10 protein-coding genes are annotated in these 10,040 nt (G+C 47.4%); all 10 read right to left on the reverse strand.

Going from position 1 to position 10,040, the window contains the following annotated elements:
- Positions 1-49: 49 nt before the first annotated feature.
- Positions 50-2,362 (reverse strand): phosphoribosylformylglycinamidine synthase subunit PurL, encoded by a 2,313-nt coding sequence (gene purL / locus ACKPQ4_RS06510; RefSeq protein ID WP_407680387.1) that lies wholly within the window; start codon positions 2,360-2,362, stop codon positions 50-52.
- A gap of 3 nt (positions 2,363-2,365) precedes the next feature.
- Positions 2,366-3,052, reverse strand: a complete 687-nt coding sequence (purQ, locus tag ACKPQ4_RS06515) for a phosphoribosylformylglycinamidine synthase subunit PurQ (protein WP_407680388.1) — start codon at positions 3,050-3,052, stop codon at positions 2,366-2,368.
- Complete coding sequence (locus ACKPQ4_RS06520; protein WP_407680389.1) at positions 3,049-3,888, reverse strand: fumarylacetoacetate hydrolase family protein; 840 nt, start codon at positions 3,886-3,888, stop codon at positions 3,049-3,051. Before ACKPQ4_RS06520 ends, purQ begins: the two co-directional genes overlap by 4 nt.
- Complete coding sequence (purS, locus tag ACKPQ4_RS06525) at positions 3,885-4,130, reverse strand: phosphoribosylformylglycinamidine synthase subunit PurS (protein WP_407680390.1); 246 nt, start codon at positions 4,128-4,130, stop codon at positions 3,885-3,887. Before purS ends, ACKPQ4_RS06520 begins: the two co-directional genes overlap by 4 nt.
- Before the next feature lie 63 nt (positions 4,131-4,193).
- The gene (gene xerD, locus ACKPQ4_RS06530; protein ID WP_407680391.1) at positions 4,194-5,168 is read right to left on the reverse strand and encodes a site-specific tyrosine recombinase XerD; all 975 of its coding nucleotides are present in this window, start codon (positions 5,166-5,168) and stop codon (positions 4,194-4,196) included.
- Positions 5,169-5,177: 9 nt separating this feature from the next.
- Positions 5,178-5,741 carry a transglycosylase SLT domain-containing protein gene (locus tag ACKPQ4_RS06535; protein ID WP_407680392.1) on the reverse strand — a complete coding sequence of 188 codons (564 nt, stop codon included), beginning with the start codon at positions 5,739-5,741 and terminating at the stop codon, positions 5,178-5,180.
- A gap of 15 nt (positions 5,742-5,756) precedes the next feature.
- On the reverse strand, positions 5,757-7,571 hold the full coding sequence (locus tag ACKPQ4_RS06540) for a Na(+)/H(+) antiporter subunit D (protein ID WP_407680393.1): 1,815 nt from the start codon (positions 7,569-7,571) through the stop codon (positions 5,757-5,759).
- A gap of 1 nt (position 7,572) precedes the next feature.
- Positions 7,573-7,893, reverse strand: coding sequence for a hypothetical protein (locus tag ACKPQ4_RS06545; protein WP_407680394.1), 321 nt, complete (start codon positions 7,891-7,893; stop codon positions 7,573-7,575).
- Positions 7,894-7,914: 21 nt separating this feature from the next.
- Positions 7,915-9,399, reverse strand: coding sequence for a monovalent cation/H+ antiporter subunit D family protein (locus tag ACKPQ4_RS06550; RefSeq protein ID WP_407680395.1), 1,485 nt, complete (start codon positions 9,397-9,399; stop codon positions 7,915-7,917).
- On the reverse strand, positions 9,396-10,040 hold a 645-nt coding region (locus ACKPQ4_RS06555), incomplete at its 5' end, for a proton-conducting transporter transmembrane domain-containing protein (RefSeq protein WP_407680396.1). The genes ACKPQ4_RS06550 and ACKPQ4_RS06555, both read right to left, overlap by 4 nt.

A 10,040-nucleotide genomic window follows, 5' to 3' on the forward strand; every position in this document is an offset into this window, starting at 1 on the left:
AATGGTGTCCAATTTCGTCACTCATTTGTTGAAAATAAAATGGTTGGGGCTAGGCAATTTCCATGTGCTTAGGAATCGCGCTTTCCCAAGCATTCTTCAAGCCGGAAACATCCGCATTGATTACGGAAGTTCCCGCAACCTCAACTTTCAACTGGGAGGAATCATCCGTTTTGCCCATTTCATGAGCGGATACTCCCAGGTTTATGGCTGCCTGGATGACGGCATCACATTTCTCTGGCTTTACTGCGATAATCGCCCGAGCCTGGCTTTCACCAAATAAAAGAGCATCCAACCGACCAGACGATCCAAGGTCGGGTAATGAAATTGAAGCTCCAACCCCATGGGCATCAAAAAGCATTTCTGCCAAGCAAACCAGCAATCCACCCTCGGATAAATCATGTGCCGCACAGATTCTTCCTTCCTCAATTTGTCCGATCAATAAATTCTGCAAATTCATTTCTGCATCTAAATCAACCTTCGGGCAGGTTCCCTCTTTTTTGTTAAAGGCAGATTGTAAGTAATAACTCCCGCCCAGTTCATCGGGCAATCCTCCTAAGAGAATAAGTTCAAGGCCGCTATCTTTTACACCACTGCGAGTTACCCGGTCCGGATGATCAATCAATCCGACCATCGAAACAACCGGGGTTGGATCGATAGCGCCTTCACCATGTTCGTTGTACAAGCTAACATTTCCACCCACGACGGGGACATCAAAGTGGGCACAGGCATCAGCTAATCCTTTCACACATTCCTTAAGCATATGGTAGGCTTCTGGCTTGTTTGGATTTCCAAAGTTTAAATTATCAGTCACTGCCAAAGCCCTTGCACCCGAACAGGCTAAATTACGCATGCACTCAACAAAGGCAATCTGAGCACCTCTATAGGGATCCAGGTAGCAGAATCGGTTATTACAATCATTGGCGATGGCTAAGTATTTATTAATTCCTGCAATGCTAAGTTTTACCACCCCGGCATCGCTGCCTGGTTCCACCGTGCATCCGGACATAACCATATGATCGTATTGTTTCCAAATCCATCGCTTGGAAGCAATGGTTGGATGCGTAAGCAACCCAAGCAGGGCACCCTCTACCGCTTCCTGGCCGAGCTCGGGAATAGAATCCACTTTCCATTCCCGAGCCATGGCCAAATGAGCAGGCTCAGTTGCCGGTTGATCATAGATTGGAGCCTCATCGGTTAAGGATTTAGCCGGGAGGTCCGCCACCACCACACCCTTTTGGCGAACAACCATCCTATTTCCTTCCTTAACCTCTCCAATGTGGGCTGCATGCAAGTCCCACTTCTCAAACACTTCTTCGAGCTCACGTTCACGACCTTTTGCCACGATGACCAACATGCGCTCCTGGCTCTCAGATAGCATAATTTCGTAGGAATTCATTCCCGTTTCCCTTTGCGGGACCAGATCCAAATCAATTTCAATCCCAGAATCCCCACGGGATGCAGTCTCACAAGTTGAACAGGTCAAGCCGGCCGCACCCATATCCTGGATGCCCACTACAAGCCCTGGAATGGACATCATTTCCAAGCAAGCTTCGAGGAGGAGTTTTTCCATAAAAGGATCCCCCTTTTGCACGGCTGGACGATCCTCGGCGCTTTCTTCGGTCAATTCACGGGAGGCAAAACTTGCCCCACCCAAACCATCACGCCCAGTTCCTGGACCCACATAATAAACAGGATTACCCACCCCGGTGGCCGCCCCCTTTTGAATTTCTTCATGCCGTAGAATCCCGGCACACAAGGCATTGACCAAGGGGTTTCCCTCGTAACAATCATCAAAATAAACATCTCCGCCCATATTGGGAATACCCAGGCAGTTTCCATAATGGGAAATTCCACTTACCACTCCCCTGAACAAACGCTTTACCTGGCTGGATTCTAATGACCCAAATCGTAAGGAATTCGTCAGCAGGACAGGGCGTGCACCCATGGTAAAAATATCCCGCACGATTCCACCCACACCAGTGGCAGCACCCTCAAAAGGTTCGATAGCACTTGGATGGTTATGGGATTCAATCTTAAAGGCAACGCCCCACCCTTCACCAACATCGATGACCCCGGCATTTTCATCTCCCGCTTTGACGAGCACCTGCCCAATCGCATCTTTGTCCTTTTTTTCGGTGGGAAATAATTTGAGTAACTTGCGCGTATTTTTGTAGGCACAATGCTCAGACCACATAACCGAAAAAATTCCCAGTTCTGTAAGGTTGGGCGTGCGACCAAGTATCCCAAGTATACGTTCGTACTCTTCGGGTAGGAGACCGTGTTGAGCGACCAACTCGGGGGTGATCTCAACATTTAAGCAAGGATCTGGATTTGGAGGAAGGGGCGCGGCGGTGGTTTCCATGATTCAGGCGGAAAGTTGGACGGGAGATGATTGAAGGAGTGGTTGCAGAAAAGCACGTAGGACAGGCAAGCCATCAAGGCAAGGATGGTGACTTTCCACTGCCCGTTCTGGGTGAGGCATCATGCCATAAACATTGCCCGTTTGGTTTCGTATACCGGCAATGTCATTAATGGAACCATTGGGATTGGGTGAATAGCGTAAGAGAACCTGGTTGTTAGCTTCCAAATCAGCAAGCACCTCTGTATCCGCCCGGTAATTCCCTTCACCATGGGCAATAGGTAAAGTTAGTTGAGCACCTAAGACTTCGCTATTAAAGCGTTCATTAGAATTTTCGACCTTGAGCTTTTGATTCAGGCAACGAAACTCAATGCAATCATTTCGAACCAAGGCACCTGGCAACAATCCAGATTCGCAAAGAATTTGAAATCCATTACAGATGCCCAACACCTGTCCGCCCTGATCCGCAAAGCTCTGTAGATCGGACATGATCGGTGAAAACCGAGCAATCGCTCCGCAGCGCAAATAATCCCCGAAGGAAAAACCACCTGGGACAATGACTGCCTCTACCCCCTCGGGTAAAGGATCCTTATGCCAGACGCGACCAGCGGGCAGTCCGATAACATTTTGAACCGAGTGTTCGGCATCCCAATCGCAATTGGACCCCGGAAATTGAATAATAGCAACCTTCACGATATTTTTTTCTCCTTGGATGATTCTTCCTCAAAAATTTCTTCGACCACGGGATTGGTAAGCAGTCCAATTCCCTCGATCTCCACCGTAACCTCGTCCCCAGGAACAAGAAATCTTCGAGGGTCACGAGCTTCTCCCACTCCACTGGGAGTACCTGTTAGAATAAGCGTGCCTGGGAGCAAGGTAGTACTTCCGCTAAGAAAGGAAATTAAGGTGGGCACATTAAAAATCATATCTGAGGTGGAAGCTTCCTGCATCTTTTCCTCGTTTATATAAGTACGCAAAGTAAGGTTGGACGGATCGGGCAATTCATCAATCGTGACCAAACATGGGCCGACCGGACAGAAGGTATCAAAACTCTTACCACGGCAAAACTGCCCACCCCCTTTTTCCTTTTGCCAATCCCGGGCACTCACATCATTGGCACAGACAAATCCAAGCACATAGGACATTGCTTCCTCCGGGGATACATTCTTGCAAGGGCGACCAATAACCACACCAAGTTCTCCCTCGTAATCGACTTTATCACTGCGCAGAAAGCGAGGGATGACAATGGGATCTCCCGGGTTTTGCACCGTTGTGGGGGCCTTCATGAAAATCATCGGATGCTCGGGTAGCTCCGCCCCTGTCTCTTCTGCATGTGCTCGGTAGTTATGCCCCACTCCGTAAATGCAACGAAAGTCGATCGGGGTTAAGAGTTGAAAAGGAGTAATCGCCTGATTGGTACTCTCAAACCCACCATCTGGTTTTTGAACGATTAAAAAGGTTCTTCCCTCCTCATCGAATCGACCAAAGCCCATATTGCCGGCTTTGTCGAGATGGCGGAAGATTTTCACTCGGTGATAATCTCGTAACGATAATCCTCGATTACCGGATTGCTGAGCAATCCATCGCATAAACGATCGATCTCATCGCGTATTTCCGGAGTGTCGGAACCCTCCATATGAAAGGTCACGGTCTTACCAACACGCACTCCCTCTATGGAATGATGGCCCAAGCTTTTAATCGCTTGCTCAACTGCCGCGCCCTGAGGATCCAAAACCGTAGTCTTGGGGGAAACAAATACCGTAACCTTCACGCCCTATCTTAAACACAGAGAATAGGACCTTCTTACAATCCTTATTTGCGCACGTGAGAAAATTTAATTCACATTTTCTGACTTTTGAGCAAGCGGATGAAAATTGGCATGCTCATCCTGCAAACGCTGAGATTCAACATGTGTATAGATTTGAGTTGTGCCAATATCTGCATGCCCAAGCATTTCCTGGACTGCCCGGACGTCTGCACCACCCATGAGCAAGTGTGTAGCAAAAGAATGACGTAATCCATGAGGCGTAAGGTTTTTTTCAATTCCTGCACGACGGGCATAATCTTTGACAAGTACCCAGATCATTTTTCGTGAAATTGGGGTTCCACGCTTACTCAGAAATAATTCACCACCGGACTTTTCCTTTGCCAGATGTGGTCGTCCTCCGTGTAAATAATTTCGGATAGCCAAGACCGCCTGTCCACCAACAGGTACAATTCGTTCTTTTGCCCCCTTGCCAAAGATTCGGGCGAAGCCATCGTCCAGATCGATCGCATTTGCAAGAACAGAAGAAACCTCGGAAACCCGCAACCCGCTCCCGTACATCAATTCGAAAATCGCACGGTCTCTCTTTCCCTGTACTGTATTTAAATCAGGAGAGTTGAGAAACTTTTCCATTTCTTCGATGCTCAAGGCATGGGGGAGAAAACGTCCCTTCTTTGGATTGCTTAACAGTTCAGTGAAATCACTTTCCAAATTTCCTTCGCTTACCAAGTAACGTGCGAGCATACGCAAAGCGGATAACTTTCGAGCAAGGCTGGCGACTGCGTATCCACCTAGAGTTAGGGAGGATATCCAGGTAGATACCTGATCCAAAGAAACCGACTGCCAATTCCCTGCCCCTTTTTCTTTTAAAAAGATTGCACACTGAATGAGGTCGGATTCATAAGACTCAATCGTATTTTTTGAAAGACCGCGCTCCAACTGTACCCAGGCGAGAAAGTTACTTATTTCAGACTCATATCCAGAGGGTGGTTCCAGGGGGGAATCTCCCCGCTTTCTGACCTGTACCTCAGATTTTGCCCCCACTTAAAAAAATTATTCTTTGGGAGGGGCAACTGGAGATAACTGACCGGCAAAGAGTTTGCGGTATATCCGATTGATCGGAGTCTTCATACGACTGACCATAAATTGCTCCTGCCTAAGTGCACCATAACCGTATCGATAACTTGCGGCTAGTCGAGGGTAGGTAAAAAGATCAACACTTTCCAGCATGCCCTTGAGGCGTTTGAGATAAAGCATACCCACCTCAACATTGGTTTCCCATTGAAATGCGGTTCGGTAATGAAGTGTGGTGACGTCTGACCATGCCGGCTCGGTCAATTGCATCAACCCCTTAGCGATAGAGCTTTCTGCATTTGCATTGAGGCTACTCTCAGCATGGCAAATTGCATAGACAAAGCTTGGATCCAATCCAAGTTCAGGGGCTTCCTTTTGAATCTTCTTCCAGACTACTTTTTCATCGATAAAATTGGCATCAGGGTCGAAATATTTGCAACCGCCAGGCAAATACAATGAAAATGCCAAAAGAAAACTAATACCCCGTTTACCGACCACCCATTTCATAAACTCTAAACAAGCACCTGAGAACGAAGTGGGCAAGGAAGATTCCCATGCTTACTTGAACATGAGCAATAAAAAACCAAGGAAGAAAAGCATGCAGAATAAAGCGGTCCATCCAACTGGGTGTACACCCAAAGCAGATCGCTTCCCCAAAAGATCCCTACCTTTTGATCCATTTTCTTCGATCAGACCGATTTTTACAAAAGGTTGGTAGAGGGTTTGCATCACGTGTACCTGTCCGCGTTTAAGAAATGAACATACACCACCCGTAATCCCCTCGACAAAAAAAGTATGAGCCTGCTTATTCAATCCATTCCAAAAACCCTCGCCAAAGGAAAGAAACCCACGACCAGCTTTTCGATATATCCAATCGGCATCCAAATTGACGGAGGGTAATTCCGGTGGATATTTACCCCACAGATTCAACAAGGTAAATGCAAGGGCGGAAAAAAGAAGGATTTCTATCTGCGTAATTACATGGGTGGCATCATAGGGATGATAGCCAGCCGCTCCATTAGGTAACAAATCATAAAGCCATTGAGGGTTGCATCCCAAAAAAATGCAAAGAAAGGAAGAGATTCCCATCGCAATTAGCATATTCATTGGGGCTTCTTTAGGGCGAAGTCCAGAACCATTAGCAAAAAAGGCAACAAAAGGAATTTTGATACCCGCATAATGAAATACTCCTGCAGATGCGAAGAGAAGACACATCCAGATCAAGAGGTGTCCATCACGGGCTGCTTCGGTGATAATGATCGATTTACTGACAAAGCCGCAAAACAACGGAAAGGACATCGATACAGCACCAACTATGCAGAAACCAGTTGTCCAGGGCATCGTCTTATAAAGGCCTCCAAGGTGCGAACCACGAATTTCGCCGGTTCGGAACAGGACTGCCCCCATACTCATGAATAATAAGCCTTTATAAATCACATGAGAGAAAGCATGGGCAATTGCTCCATCAATGGCCAGATCGGTACCAATTCCGATCCCAACAACCATAAACCCAATCTGATTGATTTTACCGTAGCACAACACCCGTCGAAGATCGTTCTCAATCACGGCATAAAAGACAGGAAAAATGGCCATGACTCCACCAATGGTGATCAATACTTCGGCTCCGGGGAATAGCCGGGCAAGCATGCAAACCGCGCATTTAGTAGTAAAAGCACAGAGCCAGACCGGACCAGTATGGGTGGCCTCCGCATATCCATCCTTCAACCAAACGTGCAAACCGGGAAATGCCGCCTTAATTCCAATGGCTAAGAGAATAAGTAAGGCACCGGTATCTCCAGCCTCCAAAGCATTCGTTAAGGGTGCAAGACTAAGAGCCTCAGGCCCCTCACCATGGTACCGCACAAGAATCCCTGCTAAGAGTAAGAGTCCGGAAGATACATGAAAGAATAGGTAGCGGAAACCAGCTTCTTCTGCCTGTTTGGTTCTCTTTCCCCAAATTTGAAAGACCGAGGTGATGGCTAATCCCTCCCACCATAAAAACAGGGAGAGCATATCTCCGGCAAAAGCCACTCCCACCGCAGTTGCGGCATAGAGTAAAGACATCGAAACCTGCCAAGGATCCCGCAGGTGAAAGGAATAAACCCCAGCAATCAAGGCGGCAATATGAAAGAGGTACCCAAAGAGTTTAGCCTGTTGATCGACCACCACCCCGAGAATTTCATAGCCGAACAAATGAAGGGTGGATGCAGCTCCGACCTCCAAATTTGCAACATACCCAAGTCCAAACAACGGTGCTAGAACCAAGGCACAGGAGGCATAACGTCCGCGAAGAACAGCCGCTGCCAATCCTCCTATCAATAAGGCGGTGGCAGGATGTGTGCCGATTTCAAGGGTGGATGCGAGTGTCATCATCTTACTTATCCCAGTAGTCTTCCTCCCGCATTAATAATTTCTTACCTTTCCAATTCCGCATAAGTTTGGAGATATAAACCATTCCTACACAGGCCAGAAAACCGTATAAACCATAGAAGGCAGGAAGCGTCTCGATTGCGTGGATTCCGACCTCTTCCGAGAAAGCGGCGTGCTTATGCCAACCCATGCTAAAAACCACATCGACCAGAATAACTAATCCGCATAATCCATAAAACCAGCGAATGATTTTGCGTACATTTTCCGGTTGGTCCAACCAACGGGGATCTTCCTTGGGCTTACGGGTTTTAGAATGAGCATTCATCAATTGAAATCATTAATTGCTTCATGGTTGCAGACCGACCATTTGCAAAAGGCTATCGGACCAGAAAAAGAGAAGGAAACAACCAAGAGCAGTTAAAAGCAAGGGAACTACACAAGGCCATGGAGCTTCCTTTAAAGCTGAATCTTTTTCCGTATCCGGTGTTCGAAAAAAGGCAGTTACCGCAACTGGAAGCAGATAAAAAACATTAAGAAGTGAACTAATTAACAAAACAACCACCACCCACATGGCATCACGGTCGAGTGCTCCGAGAGCAAGATACCATTTGCTGATAAAGCCACCTAGGGGAGGTAGGCCGATTACACTGAGTGAACCAATCATAAACGCACCCATAGTAAGGGGCATTTTGCGGCCGATACCACGTAATTCACTGACATATTTTTTTCCGGAGGCCACAAAGATTGCACCCGCACAAAAGAATAAGGTGATTTTCCCACAAGCATGCATGGCAATATGCAAGACTGCCCCACCCTGTCCACGGTCTGTGGCTATGGCTGCCCCAAGTACAATGTATCCGAGTTGTCCTATAGTGGAAAATGCCAATCGGCGCTTTAAATTATCTTGAGATAAAGCAATCAGGGAGGAAATAATAATGGTGACAGAAGCAATAACCATGGCCCATTCCTCCCCCCCCATCTTGGCAAGAACTTCGGGACCAAAAACATCTGCATACACACGGTATAAACAAAATACACCGACCTTGACCACGGCGACGGCATGGAGCAAAGCAGAGACCGGAGTTGGTGCAACCATTGCTCCAGGTAACCAGGAATGTGCCGGCATTAACCCGGCTTTGGCAAAACCAAATGTGAAAAGAAAGAGAAGAACGATCTGAGTCGTTTCCCCAAAGTTGCCAACCTTGCCCACATCAGCCATGAAATCCATCGTCATGCTCCCCCCATCCAACCAAACATAGCACCAACTTAGGGCAGGAAGAAGAAGGCAAAGGGAAGTAAAGAGAAGGTATCCTAGGTAAGTTCGTCCACCTGTCCGTGCCTGCTTATCCTGCATATGGGTAACCAAGGGAAAGGTCGATACCGAGAGCATTTCATAAAAGAAATAAATGGTCAAAAGGTTGGCCGAGAAAGCAACCCCCATCGTGGCGGATAAAGAGAGGGCAAAGAAGGAATAAAATCGGGTTTGGGCATGTTCATGCAAACCTCGCATGTAGCCCACAGCATAGAGGGTCGTAGCAATCCAAAGCACAGAAGCAACACAGGCAAAGAGTAGACCAGGACCATCGACCCGTAGGAGCATGGGAACATGGGAAAAGATTTGCCAAATGTGAAACTCCACGACCGCTCCGCTCAAAATAATCGGCACGAGCGAAAGGACGACTGCTGCCTGAACAGATGCCGCAATGAAGGTGAACATTTCCCGTAAATTAGCTCGTTTTTCTCCCGCCCAAATAATACCGATTATACCCGCCCATGGGGCAAGCAATGCAATGAGCGGACGAATATCTTCGACTATTACGGGATCGTTCATTCGTACTTCACTCCGGTTGGAAGATTAAAAGGTTGAAGGAACACTTCGATTTGATTGACCACCTCCTGATTATACACGCCCACAAGCAATACAACGGATGCCGTCAGTAAAAGCGGAATCAGCATGCTCAGGGGGGCCTCATCAAAACGGGTTTGCTGCTTGGTTAACCCGAGGTCGCCATGGCCCTTGCCAAGGTTTTTCCCGCTCTCGTCTACCGCGAGGTGTATACGTTCAATCAATCGGAAAAAGAGGACAACCATGACCATGGTGGAAAACATCAGGGTAATCATATATTCCCAGCGTCCAGAAACCATTCCCCCGGTAATTAAATACCACTTACTGAAAAAGCCACAGGTTGGAGGTAGTCCGATAATGGAAAATCCACCGATAAAGAAACCGATCATAGTCAGTGGCATCTTGGCAAATAATCCACGAAGCCCATTAAAGTGTGTCGTCTTACACTTTTCCAGTATGATTCCCGCACCCAAAAAAAGACAAAGAGTCATGCAGGCATCACTAATGATATGAAAGACCGAACCAATCAGTCCGTAGTAATTATAGATCCATACACCGCCGACCATGTATCCGACCTCAGCCACAATCAAGTAGGCAAGCATGCGCTTGATCTCGCGCTGGGCAAG

This window comes from Candidatus Chordibacter forsetii, from assembly GCF_964187505.1.
Lineage (GTDB): Bacteria > Verrucomicrobiota > Verrucomicrobiia > Opitutales > Seribacteraceae > Chordibacter > Chordibacter forsetii.